This window comes from Streptomyces sp. NPDC056452 (assembly GCF_042796085.1).
Classification (GTDB): domain Bacteria; phylum Actinomycetota; class Actinomycetes; order Streptomycetales; family Streptomycetaceae; genus Streptomyces.
In genome coordinates this window covers 1-16,238 of sequence record NZ_JBHTRI010000033.1, presented here as the reverse complement: position 1 = coordinate 16,238, position 16,238 = coordinate 1, and the positions used below count along the sequence as shown (strand labels likewise).

The following is a 16,238-nucleotide window of genomic DNA, read 5'->3' as shown; positions in this document are numbered from 1 at the left end:
CCAGGATTCAGCCGCTACCTGGCATGTTCACGGCGTCAACGAGGGAGACTCATGCATCCCATATCGCGCATGGCCTTGGGTGCGGCGACCGCCGCCGTCCTGGCAGTCACCGCGGTCACGCCTTCGGGAGCGGCGGATACGCCGTCCGGAGGCGCCTCGGGGAAGAGACCCGTCATCGGCAGCGAGGCACCGGCGACGGGCGGCAAGCAGACCACCGTCACGCTCGTCACCGGCGACAAGGTCCTGGTGACCACGGACCCGTCGGGCCGCAGTTCGGCTGCGGTGCTGCCCCGCGAGGACGGCACGCAGCCGCTCGTACAGACCCATCAGATGGGCAAGGACCTCTACGTCTACCCGGAGCACGCTTCCCGGGCGATCGCCGAAGGCAAGGTCGACGAGCAGTTGTTCAACGTCACCGGGCTCATCCGCCAGGGATACGACGACGCGGACTCCGACACGCTGCCGCTGATCGCCACCTACGAGAAGGGTGCGGACGTCGCCGGCAGCGCGCAGGCCGCCCCTCGCGGGGCCGAGCGGGGCCTGAGCCTCCCCGCGGTCAACGGCGTCGCCCTCAAGGCCCGGAAGGACACCGTCACCACCTTCTGGCAGGACGTCACCGACGCCCGCTCGCGATCCACCTCCACGCTGAAGAAGCTGTGGCTGGACGGCAGGGTCGAGGCCACGCTGGACCGCTCCACCAAGCAGGTGCACGCCCCGGAGGCCTGGGCGGCCGGCTACGACGGCAAGGGCACCAAGGTCGCCGTACTGGACACGGGTGTGGACGCCGAGCACCCGGACCTGAAGGACCGGATCGCCGCGTCGGAGAACTTCACGGACTCCAGCAGCACCGACGACCGGCAGGGCCACGGCACCCACACCGCCTCCACGGTCGGCGGCTCCGGAGCGGCTGGCGACGGCAGCAGGAAGGGCGTTGCCCCAGGTACGTCCCTGCTCATCGGGAAGGTCCTCAACGACTGGGGCTCCGGGGCGAGTTCCTGGCTCATCGCGGGTATGCAGTGGGCCGTCGACCAGAAGGCCGATGTCGTGTCCATGAGCCTCGGCAGCCCGGTGATCGGCGACTGCTCCGATCCACTGGCCGAAGCCGCGAAGCAACTGTCGCAGAGCACCCGCACCCTGTTCGTCGTCGCCGCCGGCAACGCCGGATCGGCCGTCGAGACCGTCTCCTCGCCCGGCTGTGCGCCCGGCGTGCTGACCGTCGGCGCTGTCGACCGCGACGACACCACCGCGTGGTTCTCCAGCCGCGGTCCGGTGGCCGTCACCCACACCCTCAAGCCCGAGATCGCCGCCCCCGGCGTCGCCATCTCGGCCGCCGCGGCCGGTGGCCGCGGCGTCTACGCCTACCGGGAGATGTCGGGCACCTCCATGGCGACCCCGCACGTCGCGGGCGCAGCGGCCATCGTTCGCCAGGCCCACCCGGACTGGACCGCGCAGCAGATCAAGGCCTCCCTGGTCTCGTCCGCCCGCACCGGCGGAAAGGTGGCCGGAGCCGACCAGACCGGGGCGGGCGTGCTCGACGTGTCCGCAGCCGTGCATCAGAAGGTGCTCTCCGCGCCCGCGGTCCAGGGCGGTGACTACAACTGGCCGCAGGACGCCTCGGACCGCACCACCGTGCAGGTGCCCTTCACCAACACCGGCGCCGACGACCTCGACCTGCGTCTCAAGGTCAGTGGTGTGCACGGCAACGACGGCAGCGACGTCGACTCCGATGTCATCAGGCTGGAGCAGGGCAAGGTGACCGTTCCCGCGGGGGCCGCGGTCCAGGTGCCGGTCCGGATCGACCCCGCCGCCCGCCTCGAGGCAGCCCAGTACGGTGCCGTGACGGGCAGGATCATGGCCTCCGGCGGCACCACGCACGTCTCCGTGCCCGTCACCCTCCATGTCCAGCCGGAAACAGCCATCCTCCGGGTCAAGGTCATCGACCGCAACGGCAAGCCCGCGGACGGCTCTTCCTCTCTGGACCTGGTCAGTCTCGACACCGACACGGGCGAGCGCCGCATCAACAAGGGAGCGGCCGAGCAGAGGTTCAGCGTGCGTCCGGGCGACTACTCCCTCTCCGCGTTCACGGCCACCTACGGCGCGGACAACGCAGCCGAATCCATCGGCTACCTCGGGCGCCCGCAGCTTCGGGTCACCCGGGACACCACCATCGTTCTCGACGCTCGCAAGGCCAACCGGCTGAGCGTGCGCACCGACCGCCCCTCGACGGTGAGCAGCACCACGTTCAGCTACGGCCGCACCTGGGACGACACCTGGCAGCTGAGCGGCTCACTCATGGCCGGCAGCACCGTGCAGAAGTTCTACGCCTCCGTCGACGGGCGCGCCGAGAAGGGCTACTTCGAGTTCCGGCCGACCTGGCGTACGACCGGTTCGCAGGGTGGTTCGTCCTACGTCTACAACCTCTCGTTCCCGACCCAGGGTCCGCTGCGCTCCGACCGGACCTACCAGCTCCGGGACCACAGGCTGGCCCAGGTCACGGAGAAGTGGAATGCCCTCGGGAAGGAGGCCGACTACATCGACGCCCTGTTCCTCGTTCCGTCCTGGAACCGCAACACCAGTGTTCCGGTCAGCCCGTTCGGCACCGTCCACGTGCCGGGCACCCGTACCGCCTACTACTCGACCGGCGACGACGCCTGGCTGCACGGCGCGATGACCAGCTTCCCGTTCGCCGCGTTCATGGGAGACCAGGACCGCACCTACCGGCCCGGAGACCGGCGTACCGAGGAGTGGTACGGGGGACTCCTGCGGCCCGCGGCGGCGCGCGACAGCGCGGGAAAGCCGGCACTGGCGGCCGAGCGGCAGGGCGAACTCATCGGCTTCCAGAGCGCGCTCTGGCTCGACGCCTCCGGTGACCACTGGTCCTACGGCGGATCGTTCGGCGACCTCGGCAACCTGGTGCTGAAGCGCAACGGTGAGCAGATCGCCACCAGCGCCTATCCGTACGACGCCTTCAGGGTGCCGGCCGAGGACTCCGCGTACGAGCTCACCCAGAATCTGGAGAAGATTCCCACCTCGGACCGGAACTGGCTGCGCTCCACCGCGGTCACCACCACCTGGAGCTTCCGCTCCCACCTGGAGTCGGACGTCTACTCCCGCGGCCTGCCGATCCTCTTCCCGGCGTACGACCTGCCGACGGACGGTACGAACACACTGCCCGCGGTCAGCGGCATCAAGGTCGGCCTGTCGGCCGAGGGGCACGCCGGATACACCCCGGGGACGATCGAGGCAGCCTCCCTGTCCTACTCCTACGACGGCGGCGCCACCTGGACGAAGGCGCCGACCACGCAGCGGCACGGCAAGTGGTCGGCGGTCCTCGACCACACCGGTGCCGCCGGCAAGCAGGTCATGCTGAGGGTCGGCCTCACCGACTCCCACAGCAACGCGGTCACGCAGACCGTCACCCGCGCCTACGACGTGCGGTAACCACGGTCCGGCCGGGCGGTCTCCCGCAACGGGGGACCGCCCGGCCGTACAGCAGCACGATTTCGGGGCCGTGGCGCCCTCTACTCCACGACGATCTCCCGCTTGAGGATCTTGCCCGTCGCTCCCTTCGGGAGCGCGTCGGCGAAGGTGACGATCCGCGGGTACTTGTAGGCAGCCACCCGTGCTCTGACGTGGTCGCGAATCTCGTCGGCAGTGATCCGGGAACCGTCCCGCAGAGTGACGACGGCGGCAATCTCCTCGCCGTGGATCGCGTGCGGCACGCCGACGACCGCGGCCTCCGCGACGGCCGGGTGCTCGTAGAGGACCTCCTCGATCTCGCGCGGATAGACGTTGTATCCGCCACGGATGATGAGGTCCTTCTTCCGGTCGACGATGAAGTAGTAGCCGTCGTCGTCGACCCGAGCGAGATCCCCGCTGTGGAACCACCCGTCCCGGACAGCTTCCGCGGTCTCGTCCGGACGGTTCCAGTAGCGCCTCATCACGTTGTCGCCGCGGATCGCGATCTCGCCCACCTCGCCCGGGCCCACCGGAGTGCCGTCGTCGGCCATGAGCCTGAGTTCGACGCCGTGGACCGGGACACCGATCGAGCCGGCCTTGCGGGGCCGGTCCGGAGGATTGAACGAGGCGACCGGCGACGTCTCCGAGAGGCCGTAGCCCTCCAGCACCGTGACGCCGAATTCCCGTTCGAAGTTGTGCAGTACCTCGACCGGCAGGGAAGCACCGCCGGAAACGGCCAGACGCAGGCGTGGGAGCGCGTGCCCGCCGGAAACCCTGTAGTTGAGCAACGCCGAGTACATCGTGGGGACACCCAGGAAGATCGTGGCCCCGTCCCGCCGCATGATCTCCAGCGCCCCGGCCGGATCGAACCGCGGCATCAAGGTCAGCGTGGCGCCGGCGGCGACGGCGGTGTTGAGGGCACAGGTCTGCCCGAAGGCGTGGAACAGTGGCAGGCCCCCGAACAGCACGTCGGCCGGACCGACGTGGAGCAGGGTCCCGGCCGTGGTGGCCGCGTTGGTCATCAGGTTGCGGTGGGTCAGCTCGGCCCCCTTGGGGGTTCCCGTCGTGCCCGACGTGTAGAGGATCACGGCGGTGTCGTCCGCCGCCCGGTCGGCGACCCGCTGCATCGGCTCGGAGTCCTGGACCAACGTGTCGAACGTCGCCGTGTCGGTGACCAGGCAGTCGATGTCGACTTCTGCCGCGGCCGTCGCCACCTCCTGCGCGGAATGAGGCGCGCTCACCACGATCCGGGATCCGGAATCCCTGAGAGCGAAGGCGACTTCACGGGACTTCAACAGCGGGTTCATCGGCACGACCACGCCACCGCAGCGGAGGATGCCGTAGTACGCCACGGGAAAACAGCAGATGTTGGGCATGACCAGTGCGACGCGATCGCCCGGCTGTACCCCTCTGTTCCGCAGCAGTGTGGCGAACCTGGCGCTCGCGTCGTCGAGTCGGGCGTAGGTGAGGGCGATGTCGTCCTGGCGGACTGCGACGCGGTCGCCGCCCGACCGGGCGGACTTCACCAGGAGTGAGGCGAGGTTGTCCATGAGGTCTCTCCTGTTCGGACTGGGTCGGTGGGGCGCACGTGGTGACGGTCACCGGCAGGGACGGAAGCCGCGGAGACGTGCGGAATTCTGTGTCGCGACGACGTCGCGAGGGGAAACCCCGCCGCGTCCCCGCCCCAGGGCAAGCCACAGCCGTAGGACGTGGCGCCGCATTCCTGGCTCGGCGAAGTCCTCGTAGCCCGTGCGGGAATGAAGAACCGTGTGGTTGTTCACGAACAGCAGGTCGCCGGCCTCGAAGCCGACATCGAGCCGGAACTCCGGGGACTCCGCGAGTGCATCGAGGAGGTCGAACAGCTCCCTGTCCGCCGGGTCGAGGCGGGGAACGTCAGGAAAGCGCTGTGCGGATTCGAGGTAGCAGCGGTTGTAGCGCATGCTGAGCCCGCTCCGGCTCCAGGAAGCGAGCGGGAGCGCCGCGTACGGGAGGTCACCGGGGCCCTGCTCCTCCCGACGGTCGAAGAAGTGGGTGCGGTACAGCCGTTCGACCAGATCCGGCCGTCGTTCCAGGACGGCGTTGTGGACCGCTGCCGAGCTGACGAGGGCGTTCCGCGCGCCGGAGCGGGCCGCTCGCAGGCACAGCAGTCCGAGGACATCGGAACCGTCGCTGTGAAACGGCAGTCGCTCGCGGGTCTGATATCCGCGTGTCGCCGGGTCGGTGAGGCTGCGGCCGGTGTCCCGGGCATGGCCGAGCATGTGACCCGACGCGTTCTGGGAGACCGGCGTACCCAGATGGCGGCCCATTCCCCAGAAGACGGTGCTCGCCGCGGCCTGGCCGTACCGCTCGACCGGAACGCCTTTCACACGTACGAAGCCCCGGCCGTTCTTCAGTACGTCGGCGATGTGCTCCAGCTCGCCGGCCAACGTGGGCAGCGGAAAATCACCGGAGGTGACCTTCAGCAGCGGAATGCTCCGCTCGTGCACTGCCTGCAGGGCCGCGTCGAGTTCGGCGATCTGCGCAGGTGAGAGCCGTAGGACGTCATCCCCCGAGGCGGCCTGCTCCGGTCCTTTCCACACGGCCGGCCCGGTATGGGGCCGGCGCAGCACGCTGATCTCGCTCGTCATGGTGGCCTCCCTTGCTCTCTGGTTCCTTAGCGAAGGAACTCCGACCGTCCGGGTCGCCGCGTCCAGGCGGAGAGCTCCGCCGCGGTGGTGCAACGCTAGGTCACGAAGTGACGCGTTACTTGACTTGACGTGACATCTCACTTATCACTTGGGGACTCGGCCCCCTGGAGTGCGTCATGAAGCCGCTTGTCCGCAACGCAGCGCTGAACAGCTATGTCGAGGTCAGCCAGTCGCTCGGCATCGATCCGCGGGCCCTGATGAAGCGCGTGGGCCTGGACCCCGTCGGCCTCGCGGTCCAGGACCGGTGGATCCCCGGCGCGGCGGTCATCCAGTTGCTGGAACTCTCCGCGGAGGCCTCACACCGGGCGGACTTCGGCCTGCTCCTCGCCGAGCGGCGCCGCTTCTCCAATCTCGGCCCGATCAGTCTGGTCCTGCGCGACGAGCCCGATGTCCGCAGTGCCCTCGAACTCCTCGTCCGCCACGAGTACATGTACAACGAGATGCTCCACAGCCGGCTCTCCGAGGCGCGTGGCCTCGCCACCCTCAGAGTGAGTCTCGAAGTGGGTGAGGCCATGTCCACCCGCCAGGCGACCGAACTTGCCGTGGGCGCCTTCCACGGCGTGCTCCGCAGCTTTCTGGGTGACCGGTGGCAGCCGCTGTCCGTGTGCTTCACGCACGACGCGCCGGCGGATCTCGGCACCCACCGGCGTCTCTTCGGCCCGGTGGTGGAGTTCGGCCGGGAGTTCAACGGGATCGTCTTCTACGCCAGCGAACTCAAGGCTCCCAACCCCATGTCGGACCCGCTGCTGCGGACCTACGCCCGGCAGTACTTCGAGTCCATCGCGGTGTCCAGGGACACCACCGTGCTGGACCGGGTGAGCGAGCTGATCGAAGTCCTGCTGCCCACCGGACGCTGTTCGATCGAGCAGGTCGCGGACAGCCTCGGCATCGACCGGAGGACGGTGCACCGGCACCTGGCGGCTTCGGGCGAGACCTTCTCCTCGGTACTCAACGCGACACGCGTCCAGCTCGCGGAACAACTCGTCGCGAACCCCCGCCGATCGTTCACGGAGATCGCCGGACTGCTGGGATTCTCCGCACCGAGCGCCTTCTCGCGCTGGTTCCGCGAACGGTTCGGCTGCAGCCCGAGGGACTGGCGGGTCCGCGGGACCGCGCAGCGGCGCACGGGCGAGGAATGACCGGAGGCAACCGCCCGCAGTCCGCTGCGCATGTCCCCAAGCGATAAGTCTTCTGTCACCTTCGGTCAAGCGCGTGCCGTAACCCGCGCTTAACGTGGGATCACCGCAAGGGACGACGGTCGGCCCACGAGGACGAGCAGGAACCCCTGCCCGATGCCGCGTGACCCCTCCACCACCGCCCGCCGGTCGCATCCGAGCGACCGGCGAACCCGGGAATCCCTTCCGCACCCTCGCGTCCGTTCCTCGCCTGCCCTTCCGGCATCACGTCACAGGCAGCGCTGCGGGCAGCGAGTGGAGCCCCACCGACAGAAGTCCCGTTCCACAAAGGAGATGGACCATGCATTTCTTCGACGACTCCCTGTACCCGGAGAACCAGGAGAAGCTGGTCATCCAGGCCGCGCCCTACGGGCCGGAGTGGCTGCCCGGTGACGCCGACGACCTTCCGCTCACCATGGACGAGCACGTGCAGGCGGCCGTCGACTGCTACAACGCCGGCGCCACGGTGCTGCACATCCACGTACGCGAACTGGACGGCCACGGCTCCAAGCGCATCTCCATGTTCAACGAGCTGATGGCCCGGCTGCGCGAGGCCGTGCCGGACATGGTCCTGCAGATCGGGGGATCCATATCCTTCGCCCCCGAGGACGAGGGCGGCGACGCCAAGTGGCTCAGCTACGACACCCGCCACATGCTGGCCGAGATCACCCCGCGGCCCGACCAGGTGACGATCGCGATCAACACCAACCAGATGAACATCGTCGAGCTCTTCGACGACGAGGACATCGAAGGCACCTCGATCGCCAAGCCGGGGTACTACAAGGCCTACCGGGACATGGTGGTCGAGGCCGGGCCGGACTTCTACCTCGAACATCTCGAGAGGCTCCGGGCCAAGGACGTCCAGCCGCACTTCCAGCTCGCCAACATGGCGCAGCTGGAGACCGTGGAGCGACTGATCCGCAAGGGCGCCTACAGCGGACCCCTCGTCCTGAACTACGTCGCCATCGGCGGCGGATTCGCCGGCCGGCACCCCGCCGACCTGGTCGAGTTCATCCGCCGCGTCCCGGACGGCGCCGTGCTCACCATCGAGGCCTCCATGCGCGCGGTGGCGCCCATGGGCGCGGTCGGCATCGCTCTGGGTGCGCACGTGCGGGTGGGCAACGAGGACAACCTGTGGCAGCGCAAGGGCGAGCGGATGTCGTCCGTCGAGCAGGTCGAGCAGATGGTCCGGATCGCCGACGCGCTGGGCCGTGACGTCGCCACCGGGCAGGACGCCAAGCGGATCTACCGGATCGGCGAATGGTACGCGGACGCCGACGAGACCCTCGCCCGGCTCGGCATGGTGCCCAACCGCCGCCCCGGACAGCGCGGCTCCATGCTGCGCGACGTGACGAGCTGACCCGGCTCCCGCGGGCGGCGGCCGGAGGACCCTGCCGCCGCCCCGCACCACCCCACCCAGACTGCACACGAGTAAACGGAGCACGTCATGGCACACGCCATTCGCTTCCATGAAACCGGTGGCCCCGACGTCATGAAGTGGGAAGAGGTCACAGCCGGTGATCCCGGCCCGGGCGAGGTACGGATCCGCCACGTCGCCGTCGGACTCAACTTCGCCGACACCTACTTCCGCACCGGCCTGTACCCGTCTCCGCTGCCCGCCGGCCTCGGTGTGGAGGCATCGGGTGTGATCGAGGCCGTCGGCGAGGGCGTCACCGATGTCGCCGCGGGCGACCGGGTGACGTACACCGGCAGCCCCCTGGGCGCCTACAGCACGGAGCGGGTCATGCCCGCGGACTCACTGATCGGACTGCCGGACGGGATCAGCTGCGAGACCGCGGCGGCCATGACCATGCGCGGCCTCACCTCCGCCTATCTGCTGCGGCGCATCCACCCGCTGAAGTCAGGCGACACCGTACTGCTCCATGCGGCGGCCGGCGGCGTCGGCCTGATCCTCTCCCAGTGGGCGAAGCTGCTCGGCATCACCGTCATCGGGACGGTCTCCAGCGAGGAGAAGGCCGAGATCGCCCGCGCCCACGGCTGCGACCACATCGTCTACTACAGGCGGGAGAACGTGGCCGAGCGGGTGCGCGAGCTGACGGACGGCAAGGGAGTCCCGGTCGTCTTCGACAGCGTCGGCAAGGACACCGTCGCCGGATCCATGGCCTCGCTGCAACGCCGCGGCCTGCTGGTGTGCTTCGGCACGGCCTCCGGGGTGCCACCGCTCGATGCCATGCAACTGGCGATCCACGGCTCGCTGTTCGTGACCCGGCCGGCCCTGGCCGACTACATCGCCGAACCGGCGGAGCGCGCCGCACTGGCCGGTGAGCTGTTCGGACACGTCGCGTCCGGCCGCATCAAGGTCGAGACCAACCAGCGTTACGCCCTTCCCGACGCGGCGCAGGCCCACCGGGATCTCGAAGGAGGGCGCACCACGGGATCCTCCGTCTTCGTCGTCTGAGTACGCCGCAACGAGCACATCGCGCAACCCACGGCACCGATCCCACGACAACCAGGAGAGAGCACGATGCCCCAGACCATTCGCCCGAGGGAAGGCGCACCGGCTCCGGTGCGCACCGGCAGCCGCCGTGCCCCGATCAGGGTCGAGCCTCTGACCTGCACCATCGGAGCCGAACTCTTCGGCGTGAACCTCGGCGACGCCTCGCGCGACGACGACCTGTTCACACAGATCAAGGAACTGCTGCTGCGGTACAAGGTCCTCTTCCTGCGCGACCAGGACATCACCCGCGCCGAACACGTCGCCTTCGCGGCGCGCTTCGGACCGCTGGAGGACCACCCGGTGGCCGGCAGCGACCCCGAACACCCGGGCCTGGTCCGTATCTACAAGGACCTGGACAGCAAGGCCGAGCACTACGAGAACGCCCTGCACTGCGACGCGACCTGGCGCGCGGCCCCGCCCATGGGTGCCGTACTGCGCTGCGTGGAGACGCCGGAGGTGGGTGGTGACACGATCTGGGTCGACATGGCGGAGGCCCACCGCAGGCTGCCCGAGCACATCAAGGCCCAGATCGCGGACCTGCGCGCGCGGCACAGCATCGAGGCGACCTTCGGCGCCGTGATGCCGGCGGAGCGACGCCGTGAACTGAAGGCCCGCTTCCCGGACCCCGAGCACCCGGTGGTGCGCACCCATCCGGAGACAGGCGAGGAGATCCTCTTCGTCAACGCCTTCACCACGCACTTCGTCAACTACCACACACCGGAGAACGTGCGCTTCGGCCAGGACTACGCGCCCGGCGCCGCCAACCTTCTGAACTATCTGATCAGCCAGGCGGCCGTCCCCGAATACCAGGTGCGCTGGCGCTGGCAGAGGAACAGCGTCGCCATCTGGGACAACCGCTCCACCCAGCACTACGCCGTCCAGGACTACTGGCCCGCCGTCCGAAAGATGGAGCGCGCCGGGATCGTCGGCGACGCCACGTTCTGAGCCCCGACCGGAGACGAAAGGTGACGCCCATGAGACTTCACACCGCCGGCACCCAGGTGCCGGACACGCTTCCCGCCACTCCGGCCGTGTCCCGTGGCTATGCCTGGCTGGTGTTCGCCCTGAGTTTCGGGCTGCTGTTGTCCGACTACATGTCGCGACAGGTCCTCAACGCCGTCTTTCCCCTGCTGAAAGCGGAATGGCTGGTCTCCGACGCCGAGTTGGGCACGCTCAGCGGCGTCGTGGCCCTGATGGTCGGTGTGCTCACCTTCCCCCTGTCGTTGCTGGCGGACCGGTGGGGCCGGGTCAGGATCCTCGTCCTCTCGGCGACGGCGTGGAGCCTTGCCACGCTGGGCTGCGCCGTAGCCGCGAGCTACGGCCAGATGCTCCTGGGCAGGTTCATGGTCGGAGTCGGGGAGGCGGCCTACGGGAGTGTGGGCATCGCGGTCGTCCTGAGCGTGTTCCCCATCGGCGTACGGGCCACGCTCTCCGGGGCCTTCATCGCGGGAGGGTCGTTCGGATCCGTGCTGGGCGTGTCGATCGGCGGTGCCATCGCCCAGGAGTTCGGCTGGCGCTGGGCCTTCGGCGCGATGGGATTCTTCGGGCTCGCGCTGGCCGCCGTCTACGGTCTCGTGATCACGGAGAAGAGGCTCGGTTCGGCCTCGACGAGCCGAAACAAGCCGACGGCCGGCGAACGTGGGCCCATCCGGGTCCAGTTGCCGCGGCTGTTCTCGTCGGTCTCGGTGGTCTGCGCGTACATCGGCAGCGGGCTGCAGATGTTCATCGCGATGGCCCTGCTCGCCTGGATGCCCAGCTTCCTCAACCGGTACTACGACATGACTCCTGGTGAGGCGGGCCTCGGAGCCGGCGTCTTCGCGCTGGTCGGTGGCAGCGGCATGGTCCTCGGCGGGATCGTCGCGGACCGCCTGAGCCGGAAGGCCGCGGCCCGGAAGTGGGTCGTCGCGATTGCGTGCAGCCTCGGGTCGCTCGTGCTGCTGATGGCGGGATTCCATCTGCCGACCGGTTCGCCGCAACTCGTGCTGATCGGGGCCGGGACCCTCGTGGCCGCGGGCACCGCCGGACCGGCGGCCGCGATGGTCGCCAATCTGACCCCCGCCGCCATCGCGGCGACGGCCTTCGCCACCCTCACCCTGGCCAACAGCCTGCTCGGTCTCGCCCCCGGGCCGGCGGTGACGGGCATGCTCGCGGACAGCCTGGGCCTGCTCGGCGCGCTGCGGGTGATCCCGCTCGTGGCCCTCGTGACCAGCGTGGTCTTCACGATCGGAATGTTCTCCTACGAAAGGGATCTGCGCCGCCTGGGGCTGCTGCCCGACCCGGCGCCCAAGACAGCGGAGTCGCAGTCATGAGGCCCACCGCAGAGCCGACGGTCGTGATCGTCCCGGGGCTGCGCGATCATGTGCCGGAGCACTGGCAGACCGTCCTCGCCCACAGGATCGCCGACGCCCGGACCGTACCCCCGCTGGAGAAGGACAGGCTGAGCCGCGACGCCCAGGTCGCCGCACTGGACGAGGTGCTGTCGGAGATCTCCGGCCCTGTCGTACTCGTCGCGCACAGCGCCGGGGTGATGACCACCGTGCACTGGGCGCAACGACACAGGCGTCCCGTCCGGGGGGCGCTGCTCGCGACACCGCCCGACTTCGAGACCAGGCTCCCGGAGGGCTATCCCACCGCGGAGGCCCTGCGCGACAACGGCTGGACACCCGTGCCGCGGACAGCCCTGCCCTTCCGCAGCATCGTCGCGGCAAGCACGAACGATCCCCTGGCCGATGCCGGTCGCGTCGCCGGCCTGGCCCGGGCGTGGGGCAGCAGCCTCGTCGACCTCGGCCCGGTCGGGCATCTCAACCCCGCCTCCGGCTACGGCGCATGGCCCCGGGCGGAGGAGTTCGTCCGCGAGCTCGGCCGGACCCCGTCCGACCGGTCCACCTGACCCGCGCACCTCTCCCCACCCGCACGACCCCGCCCCCGGAGGCGCTGATGAGCACCGATACCGACCTTCTGTGGTCCCCGAGCCGCACCACTGCCGAGAGCTCCAACACGGCCGGCTTCATGCTCTGGCTGAGCGAGACGAGGGGACTGAACTTCTCCGGCTATCCGGAGCTGTGGCGCTGGAGCACCACCGACACGCCCGCCTTCTGGTCCGCGATATGGGAGTTCTACGGCCTCGATGCCGTCAGCGGGTACGACGAGGTGCTGGCCGACACGTCGATGCCCGGGGCCACCTGGTTCACGGGCGCACGGATCAACTTCGCCGAACGGTGCCTCTCCCGTGCCACCGACGAACGCCCGGCCCTGATCAGCGTCTCCGAGGGCGGTGTTCCCGTGGAGACGTCGTGGCGCCGGCTCCGCCGCGACGTCGCCGCTGTCGCCGCATCCTTGCGAGAGATGGGTGTGGGTCCTGGTGACCGCGTCGCCGGTTACCTCCCGAACACCTCGCACGCCGTGGTCGCACTGCTGGCCAGTGCCGCTGTCGGGGCGGTGTGGACGGTGTGCTCGCCGGACTTCGGCACGCCCAGCGTGCTCGCCCGGTTGCGGCAGGCGCAGCCCACGGTGCTGGTGGCCGCCGATGGCTACTCCTACGGGGGCAAGGACTTCGACCGGCGCACGGCGGCCGCCGAGATCGTGGACGGGCTGCCCACGGTCAGGCATCTGATCGCGGTCGACCACCTCCACCCGTCCACCGCTTCGACGCCATGGTGCCGGCGGCCCGAGGTGGTGCAGCACGAGTGGTCCACGCTGCTCGCCCGTCGGGCGGAACTCAGTTTCGCCGATGTCCCCTTCGACCACCCGCTGTGGATCCTGTGGTCATCCGGCACCACGGGCGTACCGAAGGGCATTGTGCAGGGCCACGGCGGCATCGTCGTCGAACTGCTCAAGGCCCTGGGCCTCGGCGTCGATCTGCGGAGCGACGACCGCTACTTCTTCCAGACGTCCACCAGCTGGATGGTGTGGAACTTCATGGTCGGCGGCCTGCTGCACGGCGCCACGATCGTCCTGTACGACGGCAGCCCCACGTACCCCGACGTCAACGCCGTGTGGAAGATCGCAGAACAGACCCGGGCGACGATGGTCGGCGTGGGAGCGGCCTACCTGGTCGCCGCGGAGAAGGCGGATGCGCACCCGGCGGCCGAGACCGATCTGAGCGCCCTGCGGTCGATCCTGCAGACCGGTTCATCGCTACCCGGCACCACATGGCACTGGGTGTACGACCGTCTGGCCCCGGACGTGTGGCTGCAGTCGATCTGCGGAGGAACGGATGTCTGCTCGGTCCTCGCCGGCGGCTCCCCCCTCCTCCCGGTGCGGGCCGGCCGGATCCAGTGCGCCGCGCTCGGCGTCGCCCTTGCCGCCTGGGACGCTTCCGGACAGCCGCTCGTCGGCGAGCAGGGCGAACTGGTGGTCACCGCTCCCATGCCCTCGATGCCGTTGCGCTTCGTCGACGATCCGGAGAACCTGCGCTATCTGGCGAGCTACTTCGATGTCTACCCCCAGGTGTGGCGGCACGGCGACTGGGCCACGATCTACGCCGACCTGTCGGTCGTCGTGGCGGGACGCTCGGATTCAACGCTCAACCGCATGGGCGTGCGGATGGGTTCCGCCGACATCCACTCCGTCGTCGAGAAGCTTCCCCAGATCGCGGACAGCCTGGTCATCGGTGCCGAACTGCCGGACGGCCGCTACTTCATGCCGCTCTTCGTCGTCATGGCCGAAGGGGAATCCTTCGACGAAACCCTCCGGACGGCGATCGCGGCATCCATCAAGGACAAGCTCTCGCCCCGGCACGTTCCGGATGCCATCGTTCCGATAGCCGCCGTCCCCCGCACCCTGACCGGTAAGAAGCTGGAGGTCCCCGTGAAGCGGATCCTCCAGGGGGTCCGTGCCGCCGAGGTGACCGCCGAGGGCGCGGTCACCCACCCGGAGATGCTTGCCTGGTTCGAGGACTTCGCGGCCCTGCTCCCGACCCGCGGCTGAAGAAGTCCGAGGGGCGCCACGGGTGCGGCCGGCGGACCACGCCGGGCCTGCCGGGATCGCTGCGGAGCCGAAGTCCCCCCGTGGTGAGTTGCGTTGCCCGTGCCCGGATGGTCGTGCACAGCCTCTGTCACGGCCATTGCCGACGACAGTGCACCTCGCTATGTTAATTGATAATCACATTGCTCAGCATGATCGGAAACGTGGTCGTGACGCAACTGGCAATGGAGAGAGGACATGTAGCGCCAACTGGTCGAGCAGGGAAGTGGGTAAGTTAATGCACAATCCCGACAGGCGACGATTCCTGTCCCTCGGTGTCGCACTCGGCCTCGTGGGCGTGGCAGCCCCCGCCAAGGCATGGGCGTCGACGGACTCGGTGGCCGGAACCGGCACGGGCGTCGACCCGGAGTACGTCTGGGACAGTGCGGTGGATCCTCTGATGGTTTCGCTGCTCACGAACGGCCAGGTTCCGTCGGTCAACACCGCGATGGCGGGGTGGGTGGACAACGGTGACGCGCTGCCCGGCGGTCTGCCGGCCGAACTCAGGGCGCATCTTGAGGCGGCCAACAAGCTGCCGTCCTGGGCCGACCCCGTCAAGCTGGCCCGCGCCGCCGACTTCAACCGGCGCAAGGACACCTACCTGTTCATGCTGTACGGCCTCGGCAGCGGGATCATGAGCACCGTGATCCCGCGGGAGGCCAGAAGCGTCTACTGGTCCGTGGGCGGCGCCGACATGAAGGACCGCGCGGCCAAGACGTTCACGTTCGGCTACGACCTGGCCCAGCTGGACGCCTTCAAGCCGACGGGGCAGTTCGTCGTCACCGCCAACAAGACGCGACTGGTGCACGGCGCGGTACGTCACCTGCTGCCGCAGTCGCCGCACTGGAAGGCGGGCGCCGACCAGGCCATCCCGATCAGTGCCGCCGACATCCTGGTCACCTTCCACAGCCTGGGAACCTTCGTCCGCCGGAAGATGCTCGACTGGAGGATCCCGATGTCGGCGGCGGACCAGGAAGCGTTCCTGCACTCGTGGCAGGTCGCCATTCATCTGCTCGGCGTGCCGGACGAGTTCATTCCGAAGACCTGGGCGGCCGCGGAGGCCCAGTCGGCACAGGTGCTCACGCCGATCCTCGCCCCGACGCCCGAGGGCCTCGACCTGGCCGAGGTGCTGCTCGGTCTGACCGCGGAGATCGATCTCGGTGTCACACGCGGGTTCCTGAACGAGTTCGTGCGCTACGCCCTCAGCAACGAGGTCGGCGACTGGCTGGGGCTGCCGCGCGACTACGCGGCAGCGGCTCTGATCCGCACGGTGTGGCCGGCCTTCATCCTCTTCCGCGAGGGGCTGTCGCCCGTCGCGCCCGGCGCCTTCTACATGTTCGACCAGTTCCTTCGCGGCGTAGCGATGCTGTTCCTCAACAAGGGCAGCTCCGGGACCACCACCCCGATCACGATCCCGACCGGGAACAGGCCGACCGGCTGAGGTGCCGGTCCGAACCCACAGGTGCCCGCCCCTCGGCCGTCGAGCCGAGGGGC

Annotated in this window: 11 protein-coding genes; 9 read left to right on the top strand and 2 right to left on the bottom strand. The window is 69.2% G+C overall.

Annotation, left to right across the window (positions count from 1 at the left end):
* Positions 1–51 precede the first annotated feature (51 nt).
* On the top strand, positions 52–3,441 hold the full coding sequence (locus ACFQ6X_RS27885; protein ID WP_383185325.1) for a S8 family serine peptidase: 3,390 nt from the start codon (positions 52–54) through the stop codon (positions 3,439–3,441).
* Positions 3,442–3,521: 80 nt separating this feature from the next.
* Here ACFQ6X_RS27885 and ACFQ6X_RS27880 read toward each other — a convergent pair whose 3' ends face one another.
* Complete coding sequence (locus ACFQ6X_RS27880) at positions 3,522–5,009, bottom strand: long-chain fatty acid--CoA ligase (protein ID WP_383185323.1); 1,488 nt, start codon at positions 5,007–5,009, stop codon at positions 3,522–3,524.
* 48 nt (positions 5,010–5,057) lie between these two features.
* Entirely contained in the window at positions 5,058–6,086 is a 1,029-nt protein-coding gene (locus tag ACFQ6X_RS27875) for a TauD/TfdA family dioxygenase (RefSeq protein WP_383185321.1), read from the bottom strand.
* Between the two features lie 176 nt (positions 6,087–6,262).
* Between ACFQ6X_RS27875 and ACFQ6X_RS27870 the strand changes: the two genes are divergently transcribed.
* From ACFQ6X_RS27870 to ACFQ6X_RS27835, 8 genes are all read left to right on the top strand, one after another.
* Positions 6,263–7,285 carry an AraC family transcriptional regulator gene (locus tag ACFQ6X_RS27870; RefSeq protein WP_383185319.1) on the top strand — a complete coding sequence of 341 codons (1,023 nt, stop codon included), beginning with the start codon at positions 6,263–6,265 and terminating at the stop codon, positions 7,283–7,285.
* Between the two features lie 337 nt (positions 7,286–7,622).
* Positions 7,623–8,681: a 3-keto-5-aminohexanoate cleavage protein gene (locus tag ACFQ6X_RS27865; protein ID WP_383185317.1), complete on the top strand. Its 1,059-nt coding sequence runs from the start codon at positions 7,623–7,625 to the stop codon at positions 8,679–8,681.
* Between the two features lie 87 nt (positions 8,682–8,768).
* Positions 8,769–9,740 (top strand): quinone oxidoreductase family protein, encoded by a 972-nt coding sequence (locus ACFQ6X_RS27860; RefSeq protein ID WP_383185316.1) that lies wholly within the window; start codon positions 8,769–8,771, stop codon positions 9,738–9,740.
* Between the two features lie 66 nt (positions 9,741–9,806).
* The gene (locus ACFQ6X_RS27855; RefSeq protein ID WP_383185314.1) at positions 9,807–10,724 is read left to right on the top strand and encodes a TauD/TfdA dioxygenase family protein; all 918 of its coding nucleotides are present in this window, start codon (positions 9,807–9,809) and stop codon (positions 10,722–10,724) included.
* Positions 10,725–10,753: 29 nt separating this feature from the next.
* Positions 10,754–12,088, top strand: a complete 1,335-nt coding sequence (locus tag ACFQ6X_RS27850; RefSeq protein WP_383185312.1) for an MFS transporter — start codon at positions 10,754–10,756, stop codon at positions 12,086–12,088.
* Complete coding sequence (locus ACFQ6X_RS27845; RefSeq protein WP_383185311.1) at positions 12,085–12,669, top strand: RBBP9/YdeN family alpha/beta hydrolase; 585 nt, start codon at positions 12,085–12,087, stop codon at positions 12,667–12,669. The genes ACFQ6X_RS27850 and ACFQ6X_RS27845 overlap by 4 nt, the downstream gene beginning before the upstream one ends.
* 47 nt (positions 12,670–12,716) lie before the next feature.
* The gene (locus ACFQ6X_RS27840) at positions 12,717–14,708 is read left to right on the top strand and encodes an acetoacetate--CoA ligase (RefSeq protein ID WP_383185309.1); all 1,992 of its coding nucleotides are present in this window, start codon (positions 12,717–12,719) and stop codon (positions 14,706–14,708) included.
* 274 nt (positions 14,709–14,982) lie between these two features.
* Positions 14,983–16,185, top strand: a complete 1,203-nt coding sequence (locus tag ACFQ6X_RS27835) for an oxygenase MpaB family protein (protein WP_383185307.1) — start codon at positions 14,983–14,985, stop codon at positions 16,183–16,185.
* Positions 16,186–16,238: the final 53 nt, after the last annotated feature.